Here is a 21,271-nt window from a genome sequence, read left to right as displayed (position 1 = left end):
GTTAATCCTTGGTTACGCGGTTGACTTCCTCAAGGCTGGTGACCCCTTGCATGGCCTTGAGCAAAGCGGAGGTGCGTAAGTCATTAAAGCCGTCTTTGCGCATCTGTGTGGCAATATCGATTGAGTTGCCTTCCTCCATGATAATCCGCTGCAGGTTGGGTGTGTTTTTAACCACTTCATAAATACCGACACGCCCTTTGTACCCGCCCTTGCAATTGTCGCAGCCGACCGGGCCGTAAATCTTGAAGGTGCCGATCTTGTCTTCGGGGAAGCCCTCCGCCAAGAGAGTCTCGCGTGGTACCGCCACCTCTTTCTTACATGTGTTGCACAGCTTGCGCGCCAGGCGCTGGGCGATGATCAGGTTGACCGAGGTGGCAATGTTGAACGACGGCACACCCATATTGCGCAAGCGGGTCAGGGTTTCTGCGGCGCTGTTGGTGTGCAGCGTGGACATCACCATGTGTCCCGTCTGCGCGGCCTTGACGGCGATGGAGGCGGTATCCAGGTCGCGGATCTCACCCACCATGATGATATCCGGGTCCTGACGCAGGAAGGCGCGCAGCGCCTGGGTAAAGTCCATGCCTTGCCTGGGATTCACGTTGACCTGGTTGATCCCCTCGAGGTTGATTTCCACCGGGTCCTCCGCGGTGGAGATATTCACATCAGGCGTATTGAGGATGTTCAGGCCGGTATAGAGCGATACTGTCTTGCCCGAGCCTGTGGGGCCGGTGACCAGGATCATGCCTTGCGGCTGCTTCAGGGCTGTCATATACAGCTCCTTCTGCTCTTCCTCGTAACCTAGGGCATCGATCCCCATCTGCGCGCTGGTGGGGTCGAGAATCCGCATCACGATCTTCTCGCCCCAAAGCGTGGGCAGCGTATTGACGCGAAAATCGATAGCCTTGCTCTTGGATATCTTCATCTTGATCCGGCCATCCTGCGGCTTGCGCCGCTCGGAAATATCCAGAGCTGCCATGACCTTCAGGCGTGCGGATATTCGTGGGGCGAGCTGGATTGGCGGCCGGGCAACCTCATGCAGCATGCCGTCTGTGCGGAAGCGTACTCGGTAGGCTTTCTCGTAGGGTTCGAAGTGCAGATCGGATGAACCTCCTTTGATGGCATCGAGCAGCATCTTGTTGACGAAACGCACCACTGGCGCATCGTCCGCATCGGCGCCGCCTTCACCTGTGGATTTGTCGTCATCGACTACTTCGACATCCAATCCATCCAGGTCGACGTCAGCAAGGTCGTCCATGCCGCTATTGGCCGAGTCAAAGAACTTGTCGATGGCATCGCCGAGTTTATCGTCCTCGACCAGGATGGCTTCTGTGGTCAGGCCGGTGCTGAACTGCACATCGGTGACAGCCTGATGGTTGGAAGGGTCGGAAAGGCCGACGAACAGCTTGTTGCCGCGACGCCATAGCGGCAGCACGCGGTGCTGGCGTACCAGCTTTTCGCTGATCAGATCCTTGGGTTGACCTTCCTTATCGATGGCGTTGAGGTCGAAAAAGGCCACGCCGAACTGCTCTGCAGCTAGCTCGGCCAAAGCGCGGCTTTTAACCAGCTTGTTCTGTACGAGATAGGTGACCAGCGACAGCTTGTTACGTTGAGCTTGCTGCTGGGCTTGCTGGGCTGCTTTTTCGTCCAGCAATTCGGCCAGCACCATCTGCTTGGCCAAGCCGGACAGGGATACGCTTTCGTTCATTGAGGGGCTCCACGCACAATGCCTGCCTTATAGCTTAGTTGCTGGCGCCTGCCAAACCACGCTTTGCCAGGTGACGAAAAAGGTCAGTTAGTGTCCGTCGGCGGTGTTGCAATGTGCGACGGCCTGGTCGAATAGCCCCATTTGGCATGCTTGCTGAAGTTGGCACGCTGGCTGCATTATCGTGCTCAGGTCGCTGGACCTGTCAATTTCTAGGAGAGTTAACGAATGAAAGCTCAAATGCAGAAGGGTTTTACCCTGATCGAACTGATGATCGTGGTTGCGATCATCGGTATTCTGGCTGCCATCGCACTGCCGGCTTATCAGGATTACACCGCTCGCTCGCAGATGTCCGAAGCTATGACCCTCGCCTCTGGCGCCCGCACTGCCGTTTCTGAGTTTTACAGCGCAAAAGGTACCTACCCGGCTGATAACGACTCTGCAGGTCTGGCGGATGCTGGGGATATCACCGGCAACTATGTTGAATCGGTTACAGTAGACGGTGGCGTAATCACCGCTCTCATGAAAAGTACTGGTGTATCCGAAGGCATTCAAGGTGCTGAGCTGATTCTGAGCCCAACTACTGCTGCTGGTTCTGTGAGTTGGACCTGCAAGGCAGACGGTACTACTGAAACTAAGTACTACCCCACTTCCTGCCGTAATTAATTAGGCGGAATGCACTGCCAAGGCTGCCCGCGATCGCGGGCAGTTTTGTTTTTGGCCAAGGATGATTAATGCGCTCGGTCGTTGCTCTGTTTCCTTCCTTTTTTTTATTACTGCTAGGCGTGCTGGGTGCAGTGGTTTATTGGCCTGGGCTTGCCGGTGGCTTTCTATTCGATGACAATCCGAATCTGGACAGCATGGCCAATTATGGCGGGGTGGTGGACTGGGAAAGTTTCCGAGCCTTTGTCTTCAGTGGTTGGTCCGGTCCAACAGGGCGCCCCATTTCATTGGCCAGCTTTTTGTTGGATGACAACACCTGGCCTAGCCATGCCCCCTGGTTCAAGCAAACCAATCTATTGATTCATATTTTATGTAGTCTACTGCTGTGCTGGGCCACCTTGTTGCTCCTGCGCAACCTTAAGAGTGTTAGTGAAAAACAGGCTCAATATATCGCTACTCTGGCCTGTGCCCTGTGGTTGCTGCACCCGTACATGGTATCTACCACTCTATATGTGGTACAGCGTATGGCACAACTGGCGACGCTATTCTGCCTAGCCGGGATCGTTCTGTATCTGTATGGGCGACTGCAGTTGGCAATACGCCCGCTACGCGCCTATATCCTTATGAGTTTGGGGCTAGCAGCTGGAACCTTACTGGCTACCTTCAGCAAGGAGAACGGTGCGTTGCTGCCTTTGCTGGTGCTGGTGATCGAGTTTTGCCTTCCGAAAGAGGGTAGACCTGCGTGGCAGTGGCGCGCCCTGTTTCTCTGGCTGCCCTCGCTGGCCATTGTTGCGTTGCTAGCCCGCTATATTGATTTTTCGGATAACCCCTGGCCTAATCGAAATTTTAATCAGATTGAGCGTCTGCTGACTGAAGCCCGAATTGTCTGCGAATATTTACTGCATCTGTTCGTACCGAGAATTGAAGGCAATGGCCTTTATCAGGATGGTTATGTCATTTCCAAGGGCGTGTTTGAGCCGGCTAGCACTTTCTTTGCCATTACCTTTCTTGTAGCTCTGCTGGCGGTCGCTTTTACTGTTCGTAAAAAGGCACCGTTGGTTAGTCTGGGTGTACTGTTCTTTCTTGCCTCTCACCTGATGGAGTCCACCGTCGTCGGGCTAGAGCTGTACTTCGAGCACCGTAACCATCTGGCGTCGCTGTTCTCGTTTCTACCGCTGGCCTATTACTGTGTCATCTACAGTACTCGTTTCAAGCTGTTGCCGGTGCTGGCCGTTGTCGTGTTGGGTATTCTCGCATCCATGACCTGGTTGCGTGCATCGCTATGGAGTGATAACGATAAGTTGGAGCTGTATTGGGTGCAGTCGGCTACCGACTCGCCACGAGCCGTCAACGCAGTTGCGGCCCATTACATGAATAATGGCGACTATGAAAAGGCCAATGACTATCTGCTGGCAGCGAGCCGACGTTTGCCGCACAGCTCTCTACTGACTGCTCGCCTGCTGTTGCAGAAGGTCTGGGTAGGGCAAGCCAATGAGCAAGATTTTATCCAGGCAGGTGAACGCCTCAAGTCGCAGGAGTTCGATGCCCAAACGGTGAAGGGCATACGTACTCTGGTAGAGCGTGTGACGGGTGAAAATACCGCAAGTAATTCTCTCGACTATGCGCGCTACAGCCTGAGTTTGCTGGATACGATGGAAAGCAGTCCGGTGTACGGCCAGTTCCCGTTGTTTGTGCGTCTGGTAGCGTACCTGCGTGCCCAGCTATACCTGCACATTGGTGATGCTGCACAAGCTTACGGATATTACAGTCAGGCGATAAGCCGCTATCAGGAAACCGACGCAGCGCTTGCAATGGTGGCAGAAATGGGGACTGCCGGTTATCCGGAAAAAGCGCTAGCGTTGCTGGAGCAGGCTACTCAAGTACTTGCACAGCAAGACTCGCGCAAGCTGAAGCGTTCGCGTATGTCCTATGAGCAGGATATAACCTATCTGAAAGATGCCTTGAGAGAGGCTATGAATATCAAGAACACTGCCACGGAAGCTCCATGACGATCAGCATTATCCTCCCCGCCAAGAACGAGTCTACCGCCATTGGTGCAACTGTTGCCGGCATCCGCCAGTATTATCCGGATGCTGAGGTAATTGTGGTCAACGACGGCTCTACCGACAATACGGTTGAGGTTTCCGAGGCAGCAGGAGCCAAGGTTGTTCATCACCCTTACAGCAAGGGCAATGGTGCTGCTATCAAGACCGGTGCGCGTGCTGCAGGTGGTGAGATAATCGTGTTTATGGACGCTGATGGTCAGCATGACCCGGCGGATATTCCCCGCCTGCTGGAGTTGATCGAGCAGGGGCACGACATGGTTGTGGGAGCGCGCCAGAAGGGTTCGCAGGCCAGTGTGGGGCGCGGGCTGGCCAACGGCTTGTACAACCGCTTGGCGAGCTGGATGACTGGTCATCGGGTTGAGGATTTGACTTCGGGGTTCCGCGCTGTACGAGCCAATAAGTTCAGCGAATTCCTCTATTTGTTACCCAACGGTTTCTCCTACCCCACTACCAGCACCATGGCTTTTTTCCGTGCAGGCTATTCAGTGGCTTACGTACCGATTCATGCCGCCCAGCGTATCGGCAAAAGCCATATCCGCCTGTTACGTGATGGCACCCGTTTTTTGTTGATCATCTTCAAGATCGGTACGTTGTTTTCTCCGGTGAAGATCTTCGCCCCGGTTGCGCTGGCCATGTTCCTGCTTGCTTCGGGCTGGTATGGCTATACCCTGTATAGTTTCGGTCGCTTCACCAATATGAGTGCATTGTTGTACAGCGGCGCTGTGATGGTGTTTCTGATGGGGCTTATTTCAGAGCAGATCACGGCGTTGATGTACAAGGGCAGGGATTGAGTCGAGCCATGCATGCCGGGAACTAGGTGCTGGTCAAGCTCTCAGTTGCGCCCAATACGCTCGGCTACTGGATGACAGACGATTGAACATGCTCAAGGGACCGATCGCTCTCGCGACTATTCGTACCAGTTTTGTCCTGGGGCTGCGCCTCATGGTGCAGGCTGGCACCTTGCTGCTGGTCGCCCGGATGCTGGGACCTGAGCAATTTGGGGCGTTTGCGGGTATTGCAGCGCTAGCTGTGCTGTTGGGAACGCTTTCTACGTGTGGAATGCATCTGGTTCTTTTGGGCGAGGTATCCAAGGACTCCTCACGTCGAGAGCAAGTGTTGCCTTCCGCGATTCCCTGCACACTGCTTTGCGGCAGTGTTCTGTTGATGGCTTATTTACTGCTCTGCGCTTTTGTGCTGCATGAGGCCAATACGTCGCTGGCTGTGCTACTAAACATTGGTATTGCGGAGATTATTTTATTGCCATTACTAGGCTTGCCCGCATTTGAACATCAGGCATTAGGAAGGATTGCACGCTCTCAATTGCTGTTGGTTTTTCCTCTAATTTTGCGTTTGGTGGCGGTTATGGCTGTAATCCTATGGAGTCCCGATGATCCGTTGATCGTATTTGGCTATCTCTATTGCTTTACTGCGGTTATTGCACTGATCGTTGCATTTTCTACCATGTCTACCCCTTGGCCACGTCCGAGCGCTTGGCGGCTGCCAAGTAAGGCCCAGTGGCACCAAGCGAAGGGTTATGGTGTGCTGGCGATCACTGCAGCAGGCCCGACTGAGCTCGATAAAATGCTAGCCATCAAGCTGCTTCCACCCATGACAGGTGGGCTTTATGCGGCAGGATCCCGTGTCATCAGTGCCGCTACATTACCTGTGATCGCCATGATGCAGTCGGCGCTGCCGCGTTTGTTCCGTGAGAGCCAGGAACAACCTGAGCGTACGGTCCGGCTGTTGCGGTGGATATTCTCGATAACGCTGGCATATAGCACGGTGCTGGCTACTGCGCTGTGGTTTGCAGCTCCGATCTTCTCCTGGCTTTTTGGTGAGAGATACGATGGGATTGAGTACATAATTCACTGGCTCTGCCTAGCAGTGCCTGGTATGGCCCTGCGTATTGCTGCAGGCAGCACGCTCATGGCCATTGGCAAACCTTGGATGCGTGCGGGGTTCGAGGTGGCTGGCCTTGTCTCTATGCTCATAGCGGCCATTATTTTCACCCATTACATAGGCATAATCGGTATGCCGTTAGCTCTGGCGTGTTCGGAGTGGACCATGGCTATATTGGGTTGTTACTTGGTTGTGAGTACCAACCAGAAAACAGCTAAGGTGATGGTGTAAAACTGCGACGGCGCCCGCGCAGTACGTCAGTTGTTGCAGCCCACAGACCTTTCCATGCAACAAGTGAGCGGAAGCGGAAGCTTCGTATCAAGGCACGCAGGGGCAGAGTGAGGCTTCTTGCAATGATAAATGCACACATTTCCAGCGGATTGCGCGCCAGCTTTGTGGCCAGTAGCCAGTGTGCTCGATTGATGTGGTATTCGTAAAACATCGAGCCATTTTTTGCGCTTGATGAGGTTGCATGCGAAACCACGGCGCTTGCACATACTTGCACTGTGATACCCCGTCGCTGGGCGTCGAGGCCGAACATTACGTCCTCGCCGTAGAAGAAAAAATCCTGATCGAATAAAGAGGGTCGGGTCTGATTGTGGTGTATTAACAGGCAGCAGCCGCTGGCATGGGGCAACGGCATTAGCTTGGGAGTCCATGTTATAAGGCCCAGGAGTTGGTCGTAATAGGCGAGCGGTGAGGTAGGCGGTTGATGACCTTGCGCAATTCTTGGGGCAACTATTTCGGCGTTTTTTAGCGCATGGCGCATGTGATCAAGTGACCCTGTGGTGAGTCTGGCGTCCGAGTTGATAAGCAATATATGGCAGGGCTGTTTGCTTGTTATGAATTCAAGGCCATATGCGACACCGCCCGCAAAACCCAGGTTACAGCTAGGGCATAGCACTATGGCGTCGAAGTCGATGTTACGAAGTGCCTCCATTCCATTTTGCATAGAGGTGATGGACTTCCCGTCGTCTTCTGAGTTGTCGATAACGATGGCTTGGCGTATACCCTCTCGTTGCAGAGAGTGAAGGCAGGCAAGCGTTTTCTCTGGCGTGCGAAAGTGGAGCACGAGTCCAATGATTAATGTTATATCGGCTTCCATTGATTTATTCCGGCTTTTTTGCGAGTAATACCGTTTCCTCGGCTCTACGTGGGCTGACGGTTGCCAGTGCATCTGCGATTATCCGCCAAACCAGCAGTTGACTTTTAGATGGGCTGGCAATGGCCTCTCGTTGGGCGATGGTTTGTGAGGTTCGCCAAACATTTCGAACGTGCGTTCCGCGCCGTAAGAATCGTATGTCGGAAAATCCTTTTTCCTTGAGCCAACTCAGCAAAATTGCCTGGCTTGGAATGCATAGGTGGTACGGCGGATGCAATGCGTGCCACGCTGAGCCGGACACGCGAAGTCCGATACTCTCTGGATTCGGTAATGCAAGCCATAGCATCCCTCCGGGTCTTAGCAAATTATAGGCGCGTTGCAATAACTGAGGTTGATCAGTCACGTGCTCGAGTACATGGCTCATGGTGATGACATCAAAGGACTGCTCGAGCAGGGATGGATGAAAGGCATCACCTTCCGTTGCGTCGATACCAATACTACGGCAGGTGGCTACTGCCTTGGGGTCAATCTCGCAGCCTTGTACCTGCCAACCCATATCGATGGCGCGCGACAGAAATGCCCCATTGCCACAGCCGATATCCAGTAGTCGACCTGGCTTTTCTGCCCGGCTACGCGTTAAGTGTCGGCCGTAATAGTCCAGTTTAAGTCGCCATGGCTCGATGAGAGAGAAAACGTAGTATCCCCATCCTGCCGCAGGTTTCCGATGCATGCCGAAGCGCTGGTTGAGGTACCCATGAATCAGGCTCCAGGCTAGCCCGCTGGTTCCGCTTTGTGGGATCTCATCGGACTCTGCGCTGTGCGTGTAGTAATTGTCATAGGCGCGCGGTAACGATTGCGCATCGGGGCGAGGATCAAGCCAAATGGATTGGCAGTCACTACATTGCACCATGCGCCACAGATCCGGCATGGAGCTTTCGTTGTCGCGGCGCTCGAAAGCTGTCGAGATGCGTATGGCGCTGCCACAGGCAGGGCATTTAATGACAGATTCAAGCTGGCCGCGTGACCAATGACCAGGGTTGTTGGCGTTCATTCCGATCATATCTCTATATACTTGTCCGCACTTTCTTATTGGCTTGGCGGTAAGGGGTGTCTGCAGGTTGCGCTTTTGGGGGAGCCTTTTTTTATCCCTTGCCACATGCTTTTAATTTGTTGGCTGCGGGAGGGGTCTGTCATGGCCACAACGGCGGCGGTCAGAATTAGCTTTACCACAGCCCAGGTTTTCCAGACCCTGGGGATGTAAGATCGCCTCATAAGGGAGGCGGCATTGCGGTATAGGTAGTAATGTCGTTTCGGTGAGCGAACCGGCCAGACTCTCCACCCAAATAGCCAGAAGCGTACGCTGGCTTGACCCATGCTGTGGTTAAACACCGCTTTCGGAATGCCCCACAAGCTGTATCCGTGTGCCATGACACGAAAGGCCCATTCCGTATCTACGTGGTCAATGAATAATTCTTCATCGAGGCCGCCCAATTCTTGAAACAAGTTAATGGGCACAAGTGTTCCGCTGCCGTTGAGGTTGGAGCATGGTATGGGTGAGGCCGAACCTATTGGTGGATAAACCCGCGTCCACCTCCATCGGCTGCTTTGGTGAAAACCATGTGTCAGACCGGTATCGGGATCTGCCAGTAATGGTCCCACGCATCCTACTTTGCACTCCTGTGATTGAAGATTTTCGAACGCAGTAAGTAGAGCGGTAATGCTGCCTGGTTGTGGCTCGCTGTCTTGGTCTAACAAGAGTACGAATTCCGGGCAGGGAGTCAATGTAGCTAACCAATTCACGCCACGGTTGATAGCGGCTGCTAGACCCAGGTTGGAGTCACTTCGTATCAGATGGACATCCTTAAATTTGCTGGCGACAGTTTCTATCTCTGCCCAAGTCTGAGGCTGGGATGCATTGTCCACAATGACCTTGATGCTGGATGTAGGCAATGCATGTAGCTGTGCCTCCAGCTCCATCTGTGAGGGATTGAAGGTTACTGTGACTGTCGCCAGGCGCGAGATTGCTGCCGACTCTTGAGTCGCTAGGTTTTTAGGCTCGGTCATGATAATCCGATTTCAATGCCGCGCTTATGCGCTGACCGAAGACTGGCCAGGCAAAACCCTGAGCATAGGTAGTTGTGTTAGTTCGCCACATAGCTGGATCATCAACCAGTATTTGCAATACAGCTTGAGCCAGTGCGCAGTAATTATCAGGTACAATCAAATGACCGGATTGCCTTTCTGCAACTGCATCGACCACCCCGCCACTATTAAACGCCACTGTAGGTAACCCATGCGCAGCGGCTTCGATGGCGACCATGCCAAAACCTTCCGGGTCATCGGGAATATGGCGCACGGGGAATACATGTACGTCAGCGGCTTCGTAGGCAGTAGCCAGCCGTTTCTTGTCAGTGATTACGCCCAGAAACCGGATATGCCCCGACACGCCAGACTTTGCTGCTTGAGCCTGGATGCTTTCAACGCTTTGGATTTCTGCGCCTAAGGAGTTCTTTGGTGTTTCCCCAATCACTACCAGCACGCTATCAGGCTCGGCCTGCACGATGGTGGGCAGGGCCTGCTCTACAAATTCCCGCAATCCCTTACGGGTGGTCAGGCGGCCTACAGACAGTAGAATCTTTTTACCGGCCAGTCCGTGCTGTTCTTTAAATGCTGTAATGCGTTCTGCCGGTTGTGGTGCTTCTGGCAGGCTGACGCCGGGATAGACAATGCTGATATTGGCTGGATTGACGCTAGCTGCGACGGCCAGCGTTTGCGTGGGCGAGCTGTTGACTATGACCTTATCTAGCTTCTTGAATATTGGCCGCCAGAGTCTGCGATACAGGACATGATTGACGCTAATGTCGAAGCCATGCAGGTAGGCTGCCGAGCGGGCGCCGCGCAGTTTGCTTAGCAGCCGGGCAATGGGCGCCGTAAGGCCGCTACCCGCGAGAATGACATCCGGTTTCCAGCGTAAGGTAATCCACACCCCCCTGAAAAATGCCATCAGCAGGAACAGTGGTAGGGGCTTGAGTGGCGCTTCAGTCAGGATGACAGATTGGGGCTTCAGTGCTGCCGCTCCTCTCGGGCCGATCACCTGCACCTCGTGCTGTTTGGCTAGTTCATCAGCCATATGCCAGTTCAGGCGCTCCATACCCCCGACAAGAGGGGGAAGGTTGCGGGTGATCAGGAGGATGCGCGGGCGCTTGATCATGCTGTCTCGCCGTTATCTGTTGTTGTAGCCAGGCGGTGCTTAGGCCGGAACCACATTGCCTCGCCGTTGCAGGCGGCCGCGTGTATCCACAATCAACTTCGCCTGGCTCTGTAGCAGCTCATAATCAAAGCCGTCGTGATCGGTAGCAAGAACCAAGCAGTCGTAGCGGGCAATATGTTCTACGCTCAGCTCGATGGACTTCAGGTCAAAGTGATAGTCGCGCTTCTTTGGAAAGGTCGGGATGTGCGGGTCGCTGTAGTCGACCACGGCGCCTTTGCTTTGCAGCAGCTCCATGATTTCCACGGCCGGCGACTCGCGGCTGTCGTCGATGTTTTTCTTGTAGGCCAGGCCCAGCACCAGAATGCGGCTGCCTTTGATCGCCTTGCCATGCTCATTGAGGGCGTCCGCTGTTTTCTGCACGACCCAGTGTGGCATGTAGTGGTTGATCTCGCCGGCCAGTTCAATGAAGCGTGTATTGATGCCGTATTCCTTGGCCTTCCAGGTCAGGTAGAACGGGTCGATGGGAATGCAGTGGCCGCCCAGGCCTGGACCAGGATGGTAAGCCGTGAAACCAAAGGGTTTGGTTGCGGCAGCGCGAATGACTTCATGTATATCGATGCCCATCTTGTCAGCAACGATCTTCATTTCGTTGACCAAGCCAATATTTACTGCGCGGTGAATGTTCTCCAGCAACTTGGTCATTTCTGCAGTACGGGTGCTGCTGACAGGCACTAATGAACGAATGGCGTGCTGGTAGAGTGCCCGGCCCAGTTCCAGGCAGCTTGGCGTCATGCCGCCGATGACCTTGGGGATGTCATGGGTGCCATAGTCCGGATTGCCCGGGTCTTCCCGTTCGGGGGAGAACACTAGTGCGCAGTTTTCACCGGGGATAAATCCCTTCGTCGCCAAGCGGGGAGCGAGCTCCTCGTCTGTTGTTCCTGGCCACGTGGTGCTCTCCAGGCTGAGGAGTTGGCCGGCCCGGAAGTGGGGAAGTATTGCTTCTACCGTGTTGATGACGAAGCTCAGGTCGGGTTCGCGGTGTGCGTTGAGTGGGGTGGGTACGCAGATGATCAGTGCGTCGACTTCACCGCTGCGGGCGAAATCGGTAGTAGCTTCCAGTCCCTGCGCTAAGGCGTGCTTGATGCGCTGAGGCGTCAATCGCTCGATATAACTTTGCCCGGCGTTGAGGGTGTCGACCTTGTCATCATCGATATCGAAACCGATGACCTTGATACCGACTTCACAGAAGCGCAATGCGAGGGGAAGGCCGACATAGCCGAGGCCATATATGCCGACGACTGCAGCTCCCGAATTGATTCGTTCTTGCAGGGGAAATAACGCTTCGTTCACTGTGCTGCTCGACTTCGTGAGGGCTTCATAAGGCCATCATGCCAGAAGGCTGCTGGGCTAGGCAGTGTGCTCTATCACGCTTGCGAGTCTGGCAGTAAGAACCCGTAAGATTAGAGCGTGGTTCGATCTATAGGAGCCCCGCCCCGGGGCGAATTTTGTGTAGTCCTACGAGACGTCGATGAAGCTGCGATTCGCTGCGGGGCGCGGCTCCTGCAGTGGTCAGTGGCTCACAGTGTCAAGCGCATCGACAAATCCACCGCCTTCACATCCTTGGTCAGCGTCCCTAGCGAGATGTAATCAACCCCAGTTTCGGCGACCGTGCGCAAGGTGCTGTCGTTGATGCCGCCAGAAGCTTCGAGTTTGGCGCGGCCGGCGGTGAGGTTTGCGGCTTCGCGCATATCTTCCAATGACAGCTCGTCGAGCATGACGATATCGGCGCCGGCTTCCAGCGCTTCGCGCAGTTCTTCCAGGCTTTCCACTTCCACTTCCACCGGCTTGCCGGGGGCGATCTGCTGGGCGGCTGAAACTGCCTGGGCGATGCCGCCGCAGGCGGCGATGTGGTTTTCCTTGATCAGGAAGGCATCGAACAGGCCGATGCGGTGGTTGTGGCAGCCGCCGCAGGTCACGGCGTATTTCTGTGCCAGGCGCAGGCCGGGAAGCGTCTTGCGGGTGTCGAGCAGTTTGACCTGGGTGCCTTCGACGATATCGGCGTAATGGCGGCAGCGGGTAGCAACGGCGGACAGGGTCTGCAGGAAGTTCAAGGCGCTGCGTTCGCCGCTGAGCAGGGCGCGGGCCGGGCCTTCGACGGTGAACAGGGTCTGGCCGGCCTGAACGCGGTCGCCGTCCTGCACCTGCCAGTGCACCGCCACGCGCGGGTCGAGCTGGCGAAATACCGCATCGACCCAGGCCGCACCACAGATAACCGCCGCCTCGCGAGTGATCACTCGAGCGCTGGCCAGGCGCTCGGCCGGAATCAGCTGGGCGGTGATATCACCGCTGCCGATGTCTTCGGCCAGGGCGCGGCGGACATTGGCTTCGATTTCGCTGCTGAGTTCGGCGAGTGTCAGGTTGGGCATGGTCGGCTCCGGTGTAGGCGAGGGACGATTATAGAGCCAGGCGGGGGCGGGGCAACGGTCGAGTGCCGTTCTGCGCCGTTCGGTTTTCGATTATTGACTGGGCACTTTTGCCATGCACTGCGGCTCTTATTGATGGCAATGCGCCGACCACCGGTGCAGCGGCGCGTAGCTGGCAGCGTTAGGCTGCAGAGGTGCGAGGGTGTTGTAGAGACTACCGCCTGTAAGTGGCGTGAGGCTATCTGTGATGCGGATCATGTCTCTAGAAAAAATTGGCTTGGTATGGCGCGCAGCCTCCCTATAATGCCTTTACTTTTTATTTTATTGACGCCAGGCCTTTGACGTTAAGGATGACGCTCGGTTGACGCTGTGCAGACCAGGAAGCCCGGTTCGGGCAGTCTGCGGGAGACTAGAATGAAGACCGACGCGAATGTGGTGCCCCTGACCAAGGCGACCGCTGAGCAATCGCCAACTTCGCCGGTAGGAAGACTGCCCGTGGCGCTTATTCAGGTGCGTGACAAAGCCGCGCAACAGCTCAAGCAGAGCCTGCAGAGCCTGTTCGACAATGCTGACGATACCCTCTTCGAGATGGCGGATCGGGCGACCAGCAATGCCGAGCAGAACGCTTTCTTCGAGGCGATGCGCGACCTGCGTCTGAAGCGCAAGAACATCGAGCGCGGTTTCCTGCAGAAGGTGTTCGAGTCTTTCGCCAATCTCAATCAGTATGAAATCGGCAAGCAGCAGCCTGCTCTGGATGCAGTGTCGTTCGACAGCCTGAGCCTGGTGCAGAACGACGAGCTGGAAGAGACCGTGGCGCTGGATGCCATGGTGGCCAAGGTCATGAGCCGTGATGCCATGGCGCTGGGCCACCTCACCACGCGTCTCAATGCGGTGATCAGCAAGAAGCTCGACGACAAGAGCAACCCGCTCGGCCCGACGCTGCTCAGTGAGTATTTCCTCGATGCCTGCAGCGGCCTGGGCGTGGAGATCAAGGTCAAGCTGATCATCCTCAAGCTGTTCGAAAAATACGTGCTGGGCAGCTGCGATGTTCTTTATGCCGAGGCCAACCAGGCCCTGGTCAATGCGGGCGTGCTACCGGAGCTGAAGTCGGCGCCGCCGCGTCGTCAGCAGCGCCCCGCGGCCTCTACTTATAGCCAGGCCTCGGGCGAGGAAGGCATTCCTCTGCTCGAAGGCGCCGATCAGGGCGTTCAGGAAGTCTTCGGTGCGCTGCAGGATTTGCTCCTGCAGGTACGCGGCACTGCCATGCCGCGCCGCGCCCAGGTGGCCGATGCGCTGCCGATCACCAGCAACGACCTCATGCGCCTGCTGTCGCACATGCAGCAGCGTGCCCCGGCACAAGTCGATTTTGCGGACTTCGATCTGCGTGATCAGCTCGAGCGCTTGCTCGAACGTGCCAGCGTCAAGAGCGGCAAGGCGCGCGTGGTCGGCGAAGTCGATGAAGACGTGATCAACCTGGTGTCGATGCTGTTCGAGTTCATTCTCGATGACCGCACTTTGCCGGATTCGCTCAAGGCGCTGATCGGCCGCCTGCAGATTCCGATGCTCAAGGTCGCGGTGCTGGACAAGACCTTCTTCAGTCGCGGCAGTCACCCGGCGCGCCGTCTGCTCAACGAAATCGCCTCCGCGGCCTTGGGTTGGGGCGATCAGGACGATGCGCAGCGCGACAGCCTGTACCAGAAGATCGAGCAGGTGGTGCAGCGTCTGCTGAACGACTTCGTCGATGATCCGGCGATCTTCTCCGAGCTGCTCGCCGAGTTCATGGCCTTCACGGGCGACGAGCGTCGCCGTAGCGAACTGCTCGAACAGCGTACCCGTGATGCCGAGGAGGGCAGTGCCAAGGCCGAACTGGCGCGCCGTCAGGTCGAACAGGCGCTAAATGAGCGGCTGTTGGGCAAGACCCTACCGGAAGTGGTGGTGCGTCTGCTGCAGGAAGCCTGGAGCAAGGTGCTGATGCTCACCTGTCTCAAGCATGGCGTGGACTCGGACGAATGGCAGGCTGCGTTGCAGACCATGGATGATCTGGTCTGGAGCGTTGCGCCGCATGAAGATCCCGAGGCGCGACTGCGCTTGCTGGAACTGGTGCCCGGCCTGCTCAAGGCGCTGCGCGAGGGTATGGTCAGCGCCGCCTTCGATCCGTTCTCCACTAGCGAATTCTTCAGCCAGCTGGAGGCACTGCATGTGCAGGCTTTCCAGCGCTTCAAGCGCGCCACGGCCGAGCCCGAGGTTGCGCTGGACGAATCCGAATCCACCACTGACGCCGCGCAAGCAGGTATCGAGCTGCCGCTGCTGGAGTTGCCGGCAGCGGAAGAGGTCGAAGATGCGCCGGCCATGGTCGAGGTGGTCGAGGAGATCGTCCTGCTGGCCCCGGGTCAGACCCGGCCTCAGGAGCCGGACGTGGCAATGCCGGACGATGACGAGGCGCTGCAGCAGGTCGATAGTCTGCGTGTAGGCAGTTGGGTCGAGTTCCAGGAAGACGATGAGCACAAGCTGCGCTGCAAGCTGGCGGCGATCATCAAACCTACTGGCAAGTACGTGTTCGTCAACCGTACCGGCATGAAAGTGCTGGAAAAGAGCCGCAATGCGCTGGCCGTGGAGTTCCGTCGCAACACCATTCGCCTGCTCGACGATGCATTGCTGTTCGATCGTGCGCTCGAATCGGTGATCGGTAACCTGCGCAAATTGAAGAACGCCTGATTCGTTGCCTGCAACGTTCTGCTGCTGGTAGCGAGTGGCCTTGTAGGAGCCCCGCCTCGGGGCGTAATGCTGTTCACTTAAGGTCGTAGGCATTGGCTCCCCTCTCCCATTTATTGGGGGCACGCCTAGTGGAGAGGGGGCGGGGGAGAGGGCCGAAAACTCCGCGAAACTGCCAGTTTTTCCCCTCGCAGAACGCGGCCCGCCCTAACCCTCTCCCCGGAGGGGCGAGGGGACTAATCGCGCTCGACCGTTTCTTAAGTGAACAGTATTGCGCCTCGGGGCGAAGCTTTTGGCTTAGCGTTGCCGCAACCATTCGTCGCGGGGCGCGGCTTCTACTTTGTGCCCCTCTATTTTCCGTCTTCGCACATCCTGTTGCTGTCTCGCTCTTGGCCGTCTGGGTCGGCTGTTCTAGAGTGGTGCCACGCTCAGGAGTGCCATATGCAGCTCGACCCCACGACCGGCTGGTTTCAGGGTATCCATCATTGCCCCTCGCCGAACTTCAACGCTCGCCCCGATGGCGAAATATCCCTGCTGGTGGTGCACAGCATCAGCCTGCCGCCCGGCCAGTTCGGGACAGGCAAGGTGCTGGAGTTCTTCCAGAACCGGCTGCCCACGCACGAGCATCCCTTCTTTGCCGAAATCGCCTCGCTGCAGGTTTCCGCGCATTTCTTCATCGAGCGTGATGGCCGGCTGACGCAGTTCGTCTCCTGCCTGGATCGTGCCTGGCATGCCGGGGTTTCCTGGTTCGAGGGGCGTGACAACTGCAATGATTTTTCCTTAGGTGTGGAGCTGGAAGGTGCGGATGACGTGCCTTACAGCGATGCTCAGTACGCCAGGTTGACGGAGCTGACGCGGCAACTGCTCGATGCCTACCCGGCGCTGTCGGCGCAGCGTATTCGCGGTCACTGCGACATCGCCCCTGGGCGCAAGACCGATCCGGGGCCGGCGTTCGACTGGCCGCGGTTGCATGCCGAATTGAATGAGAGGTAGCAATGAGTTTTCTGGTGATTCTGCTGGTGCTGTGGGTCGAGAAATTTTCCGCCTGGCGCCTGCGCATCCAGCAGGACGGCCCCTGGCTGGCGCAACTGCAGCGCCTGCAACAGGGCGGGCTGCAGCAGGCTCCGTGGCTATGCCTGGCCATTCTGGTGTTGCTGCCGGTACTGGCGCTGGGCCTGGTGCTGCTGATCCTCGAGCCGCTGGCCTACGGTTGGCTGGCCTTGCCGGTGCATTTGCTGGTGCTGATCTACAGCCTGGGTCGCGGCGATCAGCTTGCGGCCCTGGGGCCGTTCCGTGACGCCTGGCGCCGCGGTGATGGTCAGGCGGCCTACCATGTGGCCGAGCGCGACCTGGCATTGCAGCCGGAGGAGGGTGCCGAGTTGCTGCAGCAGGTTCAGGGGCATCTGTTGTGGCAGGCCTATCAGAGCTTCTTCGCGGTGATCTTCTGGTATCTGCTGCTGGGGCCGATGGCGGCGCTGGCCTATCGCCTGCTGGCACTGAGTGCCGAGCACGCCCAGCAGCCGGCCCTGCGTGAGCGCGCCGTGCAACTGCGCCATGCCTTCGATTGGCTGCCAGCGCGGGTGCTGGCTTCCAGTTTCGCGCTGGTCGGCAATTTCGTCGCCGTCAGCCGTGCCCTGCTGCATGAGCTGCTGAGCTGGGATATTTCCGCCGCGCAACTGGTGATCAAGGCCGGGCGTGCGGCGGGCGAAATGCCGCCGCCGGTGATGGGCGAGGAGGGTGTCGATACCCTGGACCAGCTCTGGCAACTGCTGATTCGCGCGGCGGTGGTCTGGTACGCCGGCTACGCGGTCTGGGTGCTGTTCATCTAAGGCGCCGATCACAGGCAGAACCCGGCAGGGCGGGAGCGGCCGGGCTAGCCTGGTGGCGGGTTTCACCCGCCCTACGTTTTCATCAGGATCATGCGCTGTACCTGGCCGCGCCCGGGACAGCATGTGCGCTGCGCTTGCTTAACCTTAAGTTACAGAGAGGCGTGTCGATAAGCGGTATAAGGAGGCGGCAGTCGACCTGTTTGGTGATTTCCATCACGTTTATCGGCCTGTATTCGGCGCATGTATCCGCATGCCATATGTCGGTCGAAGCAGGATACCGTCACGAGATCGTAAGAGGCTCGGCGGCTGCCAAGCGAGACCTAATAACAATAATGGCAATTGGAGACGTCGAGTGAAGACCGTGTTGTATCCGGCCATCGCGCTGATGAATCGCCTCAGCTTCGGCATGAAGTTCAGCCTGATCAGCGTTCTATTCTTCCTGCCCATGCTCGTCACCAACTTCTATCTGGTGCGAGATTCCTATCGTCAGTTCGTCGGCACCCAGACGGCTCTGGAAAGCCTCGAGCTGCTCGGCAGCAGTCTTCAGCTACGCCGCGATCTGGAGAGCCTCAACGACCTGGTGCAGATCAACTCGATGATCGGTCAGTCCGGTCAGGCGGGGGATCTGGAGGGACGGATCGGCCAACTGCAGCAGTCGCTCAATGCCGGGCTGCAAGGGCTGCAGCCGGTGACCAGCGATAGCGAGCAGGCAGCGGAGTTCGTCGCCAAACGCGACGAATTGCTGGCCGAGTTGAAAAGCGCGGAGGCCGAGACGTCGCTGCAGAGCAAGACAGTCATCGTCGAGAAGCTGCTGGGCTCTTCCCAGGTGTTCATCAAGCTGGTGGCCAGTCAGGCCGGGTTGAGCCAGGACCCGCAACGTCAGGTACGGCAGATCACCGAGCTGATCACCAACGTCACCCCGCAAATTACCGATGTGCTTAGCCAGGGCCGAGCGGTTGGAGCCTATTCCCTGGGCCAGGGTTATCTCAACTCTGCAGCCAGCACCAAGTTCGACGACCTGCTGCTGCAGTTGGAGAAACTGCACGCCGAGTATGGGTTGAACCTGCAGGATGCCCTGGCCGGCAACGTCGCCGCGCAGAACGGCCTTGGCAGCCTGGCCGAGGCGAGCCGCCAGAGTTTGAAGGACAGCGCCGTGCTGTTCGAGGATCAGGTCATCATCGCCGACAGCCTGGATACGCCCTGGACGCAGCTCTATGAGCAGACCAGCCAGCAGATGGCCAGGACCTACGCGTTCAACGATGGTCTGTTGGCCTTCCTCGACAATCAACTGAGCAAACGACTCAGCGAAAACCGTGCGCAGATGGTGCTGCTGGCGGTGGCGCTGGTGGTGGTGTTCCTGCTGATCGTCTACCTCTACAGCGGCTTCTACGTTTCCACCCGCGCGACCCTGAAGAACCTGGGGCAGGTGATGGACAAGGTGGCCGCAGGCGACATGACGGCCAACTTCCAGGCACAGAGCCGCGATGAGCTGGGTGAGCTGGGCCAGGTCTTCAACCAGACCGTGCAGCGTATTCACGATTTGATCGAGCGCGTCGGCCATACCGTGGGCGAGGTTGGCGGACAGGCCGACCGGGTCGAGCTGGTTTCGGGCGAGAGCAACCAGGCGGTGGCCAGCCAGCGAGCGCAGATCGAACAGGTCGCCACGGCGATGAACCAGATGTCCGCCACCGCCCAGGAAGTCGCGCGCAGCGCAGCCGCTGCGGTGGGCAGTGCGCAGAGCGTGAATCAGGAGACGGTCAGCGGTCGTGCCCTGGTCGAGCAGCAGGTGGGGGCGATCCAGCGGCTGGCCGGTGAGATCGACCAATCGGTGTTGGTGATCAACCAGCTGGCCAGCGACAGTGCCGCGATCAGCCAGGTGCTGGACGTGATCAAGGGCATTGCCGAGCAGACCAACCTGCTGGCGCTCAACGCCGCGATCGAGGCGGCGCGAGCCGGCGAGCAGGGCCGTGGTTTCGCCGTGGTGGCCGATGAGGTACGCAACCTGGCCAAGCGCACCCAGCAGTCCACCGAGGAAATCGAGGCGATGATCGCCAAGCTGCAGGGCGGCGTTGGGGCTGCGGTGAAGGCGATGAATGCCAGTCACCAGATGGCCGATGGCACCGTGAGCGAATCAGCCAAGGTGCAGTTGGCGCTGGAGAATATCCTCGGCGCCGTGGGCATGATCGTCGACCAGAACCAGCAGATCGCCGCGGCGGCCGAGCAGCAGACGGCGGTGGCCCACGATATCGATCAGAACATCGTCGAGATCAATCATGCCGGTGAACGCACGGCGCAAGGTGCCAGCCAGACCGAGCAGGCCAGTCGCGAGTTGAGCGAATTGGTGGCGCGGCTCCGGCAGTTGATCAGCGCGTTTCGTGTGTGAGTGAGGATTGGCCTCGTGGGAGGCGCTTCAGCGGCGACGTTTTTTGATAGTCGCGGCTAAAGCCCCTCCCACAACATTCCCGCGGCCGTCGCGCTAGCCTGGTAGGAACGGCGCCCCGCCGCGAATTTGGATCGTGACTTCATAACGCTTCGCCCTGGTGCGCAATGCTGGTCACAAAAGAAGGGGCGAGCACGATCAGTCCTCCAGCCCCTTTGCGGAGAGGGAAAGCTGGCGGTCTCGCGGCGTTTTCAGCCCTCTCCCCCAGCCCCTCTCCACTAGGCGTGCCCCCAATAAATGGGAGAGGGGAGCCAAGCGCGTACAACCTTCAAGTACACAGCATTATCTCCACAGGCTGTGTTATAGGAACGGCGCCCCGCCGCAAACGTTTCGCCCCGGGGCGGGGCTCCTACCCAGAGTTGCTCACCTATCCCCAGCCGAACAGCTCATCGGCATTACGGCTGCTGGCCATTGCCAGTTCTTCGGGCGTAACGCCGCGCAGCGCCGCCAGCTCGGCGCAGATGTCCGTCAGGTATTCGGGGCTGTTGCGCTGGTTCGGGTGCATCGCCGGTGCCATGTCCGGGGCGTCGGTTTCCAGCACGATGGATTCCAGCGGCAGTTGCGCCACCACCTTGCGCAGGCGGTTGGCCTGCGGCCAGGTGGCGGCGCCGCCGAGACCGAGGCGAAAGCCCAGCTTGATGTACTCGCGCGCTTCTTCAACGCTGCCGGCGAAGGCGTGGATGATGCCGCCATGTGCCGGGCGAAAGCGCTTGAGTGTGGCGATGGTGGCGGCATGGGCGCGGCGCACGTGCAGCAGCACCGGCAATTCGAACGCCACCGCCAACTCCAGCTGCGCTTCGAACAATTCCTGCTGACGTTCGCGATCCAGCTCCGCCAGGTAATAATCCAGACCGAACTCGCCAATAGCGCAGAGCTTGCCGTGTCCGGCCAGCTTGCCCAGCCAGTCGCGCAATTCGGCAAGGTGTTGCGGCTGGTGATCGTCCAGATACACCGGGTGCAAACCGAGCGCGGCATACAGGCCCTCGTTCGCCTCGACCAGTCGCCACAGACGCTGCCAGTTGGCCTGATACACCCCGAGCACCACCATACGCTGCACGCCCAGGGCGCGGCTGCGTGCGAGCACTTCGTCGCGGTCGGCGTCGAAGTCCGGGAAATCCAGGTGGGTGTGGGTGTCGATCAGGCGCATCGGTCGGCTCGCGAATGGGCTTTCAGGGTGGGCTATTTTCGCCATTGCTGCCAGTGTCGGGGAGCGTTGGCTAATCT

The 21,271-nt window shown here is 57.9% G+C and carries 16 protein-coding genes; 8 read left to right on the top strand and 8 right to left on the bottom strand.

The genetic code is table 11. The features are described 5' to 3' along the window. Nucleotide 1: 1 nt before the first annotated feature. Nucleotides 2-1,705, bottom strand: a complete 1,704-nt coding sequence (gene pilB / locus P3C50_RS19390) for a type IV-A pilus assembly ATPase PilB (RefSeq protein WP_275547213.1) — start codon at nucleotides 1,703-1,705, stop codon at nucleotides 2-4. 225 nt (nucleotides 1,706-1,930) lie between these two features. Between pilB and P3C50_RS19385 the strand changes: the two genes are divergently transcribed. The 4 genes from P3C50_RS19385 to P3C50_RS19370 all read left to right on the top strand — a co-directional run bounded on the left by P3C50_RS19385 (nucleotide 1,931) and on the right by P3C50_RS19370 (nucleotide 6,561). Next, a complete protein-coding gene (locus tag P3C50_RS19385; RefSeq protein ID WP_275547212.1) occupies nucleotides 1,931-2,368 on the top strand; it encodes a pilin in 438 nt (145 codons plus the stop codon). 68 nt (nucleotides 2,369-2,436) lie between these two features. Then, nucleotides 2,437-4,374: a tetratricopeptide repeat protein gene (locus P3C50_RS19380; protein ID WP_275547211.1), complete on the top strand. Its 1,938-nt coding sequence runs from the start codon at nucleotides 2,437-2,439 to the stop codon at nucleotides 4,372-4,374. After that, nucleotides 4,371-5,222 (top strand): glycosyltransferase family 2 protein, encoded by an 852-nt coding sequence (locus tag P3C50_RS19375; protein WP_275547210.1) that lies wholly within the window; start codon nucleotides 4,371-4,373, stop codon nucleotides 5,220-5,222. Before P3C50_RS19380 ends, P3C50_RS19375 begins: the two co-directional genes overlap by 4 nt. A gap of 88 nt (nucleotides 5,223-5,310) precedes the next feature. Then, complete coding sequence (locus P3C50_RS19370) at nucleotides 5,311-6,561, top strand: lipopolysaccharide biosynthesis protein (RefSeq protein ID WP_275547272.1); 1,251 nt, start codon at nucleotides 5,311-5,313, stop codon at nucleotides 6,559-6,561. On the opposite strand, the gene P3C50_RS19365 is transcribed toward P3C50_RS19370, so the two are convergent. The 6 genes from P3C50_RS19365 to nadC all read right to left on the bottom strand — a co-directional run bounded on the left by P3C50_RS19365 (nucleotide 6,545) and on the right by nadC (nucleotide 13,069). After that, complete coding sequence (locus P3C50_RS19365; protein ID WP_275547209.1) at nucleotides 6,545-7,435, bottom strand: glycosyltransferase family 2 protein; 891 nt, start codon at nucleotides 7,433-7,435, stop codon at nucleotides 6,545-6,547. The two genes, P3C50_RS19370 and P3C50_RS19365, sit on opposite strands and share 17 nt — an antisense overlap. Before the next feature lie 4 nt (nucleotides 7,436-7,439). Beyond that, the gene (locus P3C50_RS19360; RefSeq protein ID WP_275547208.1) at nucleotides 7,440-8,483 is read right to left on the bottom strand and encodes a class I SAM-dependent methyltransferase; all 1,044 of its coding nucleotides are present in this window, start codon (nucleotides 8,481-8,483) and stop codon (nucleotides 7,440-7,442) included. A 35-nt stretch (nucleotides 8,484-8,518) separates the two neighbouring features. Then, nucleotides 8,519-9,496 (bottom strand): glycosyltransferase, encoded by a 978-nt coding sequence (locus tag P3C50_RS19355; RefSeq protein ID WP_275547207.1) that lies wholly within the window; start codon nucleotides 9,494-9,496, stop codon nucleotides 8,519-8,521. After that, nucleotides 9,483-10,643, bottom strand: a complete 1,161-nt coding sequence (locus P3C50_RS19350) for a glycosyltransferase family 4 protein (RefSeq protein ID WP_275547206.1) — start codon at nucleotides 10,641-10,643, stop codon at nucleotides 9,483-9,485. Before P3C50_RS19350 ends, P3C50_RS19355 begins: the two co-directional genes overlap by 14 nt. Nucleotides 10,644-10,682: 39 nt before the next feature. Next, nucleotides 10,683-11,993 carry a nucleotide sugar dehydrogenase gene (locus P3C50_RS19345; RefSeq protein WP_275547205.1) on the bottom strand — a complete coding sequence of 437 codons (1,311 nt, stop codon included), beginning with the start codon at nucleotides 11,991-11,993 and terminating at the stop codon, nucleotides 10,683-10,685. 227 nt (nucleotides 11,994-12,220) lie between these two features. Continuing rightward, a complete protein-coding gene (nadC, locus tag P3C50_RS19340) occupies nucleotides 12,221-13,069 on the bottom strand; it encodes a carboxylating nicotinate-nucleotide diphosphorylase (protein WP_275547204.1) in 849 nt (282 codons plus the stop codon). A 411-nt stretch (nucleotides 13,070-13,480) separates the two neighbouring features. Between nadC and P3C50_RS19335 the strand changes: the two genes are divergently transcribed. The 4 genes from P3C50_RS19335 to P3C50_RS19320 all read left to right on the top strand — a co-directional run bounded on the left by P3C50_RS19335 (nucleotide 13,481) and on the right by P3C50_RS19320 (nucleotide 19,990). After that, a complete protein-coding gene (locus tag P3C50_RS19335) occupies nucleotides 13,481-15,781 on the top strand; it encodes a DUF1631 domain-containing protein (protein WP_275547203.1) in 2,301 nt (766 codons plus the stop codon). Between the two features lie 438 nt (nucleotides 15,782-16,219). Beyond that, nucleotides 16,220-16,771, top strand: a complete 552-nt coding sequence (gene ampD / locus P3C50_RS19330; protein WP_275547202.1) for a 1,6-anhydro-N-acetylmuramyl-L-alanine amidase AmpD — start codon at nucleotides 16,220-16,222, stop codon at nucleotides 16,769-16,771. Nucleotides 16,772-16,773: 2 nt separating this feature from the next. After that, entirely contained in the window at nucleotides 16,774-17,607 is an 834-nt protein-coding gene (gene ampE, locus P3C50_RS19325) for a regulatory signaling modulator protein AmpE (RefSeq protein WP_275547201.1), read from the top strand. A gap of 352 nt (nucleotides 17,608-17,959) precedes the next feature. Next, nucleotides 17,960-19,990, top strand: coding sequence for a methyl-accepting chemotaxis protein (locus tag P3C50_RS19320; protein WP_275547200.1), 2,031 nt, complete (start codon nucleotides 17,960-17,962; stop codon nucleotides 19,988-19,990). Nucleotides 19,991-20,414: 424 nt separating this feature from the next. Here the strand turns inward: P3C50_RS19320 and P3C50_RS19315 are convergent, their stop codons facing one another. Then, a complete protein-coding gene (locus P3C50_RS19315; RefSeq protein WP_275547199.1) occupies nucleotides 20,415-21,194 on the bottom strand; it encodes a TatD family hydrolase in 780 nt (259 codons plus the stop codon). Between the last annotated feature and the right edge of the window lie 77 nt (nucleotides 21,195-21,271).

Origin of the sequence: Pseudomonas sp. Marseille-Q0931, assembly GCF_940789645.1 — a bacterium.
In the GTDB taxonomy this organism is placed as follows: Bacteria; Pseudomonadota; Gammaproteobacteria; order Pseudomonadales; family Pseudomonadaceae; genus Aquipseudomonas.
The sequence above is the reverse complement of the archived record's forward strand: the minus strand, read 5'-3'. Positions and strand labels throughout refer to the sequence as shown.